Annotated in this window: 1 protein-coding gene; it reads left to right on the forward strand. The window is 62.9% G+C overall.

What is annotated here, in order from left to right; genetic code table 11:
* Positions 1–350, forward strand: a 350-nt coding sequence (gene nadA, locus EN861_RS34545) for a quinolinate synthase NadA (RefSeq protein WP_135928225.1), incomplete at both ends; no start/stop codon positions are given.

Consider the following 350-nt stretch of genomic DNA (forward strand, 5'->3'; position numbering starts at 1 on the left):
GCTGTTCGCTGGCGGATTCGATTACCGCCGAGGACATTCGCCTGCTGAGACAGCGCTATCCGGGCGTCCCGGTCGTCACCTATGTCAACACTTCGGCCGAAGTGAAAGCCGAGTCCGATATCTGCTGTACGTCCGGTAACGCCAAAGCCGTCGTGGAGGCGCTCGGCGTTCCGCAGGTGATCATGCTGCCGGATGAATATCTCGCCCGGAACATCGCCGCCCAGACCGCGGTGAAGATCATCGCCTGGAAAGGGCATTGCGAGGTGCATGAGCGCTTCACGCCGGCCGACATCAGGGAGTTGCGCGAAAGTCATCCGGGCGTGACCGTGCTCGCGCATCCGGAGTGCCCG

This window comes from Mesorhizobium sp. M8A.F.Ca.ET.218.01.1.1 (assembly GCF_004791165.1).
Lineage (GTDB): Bacteria > Pseudomonadota > Alphaproteobacteria > Rhizobiales > Rhizobiaceae > Mesorhizobium.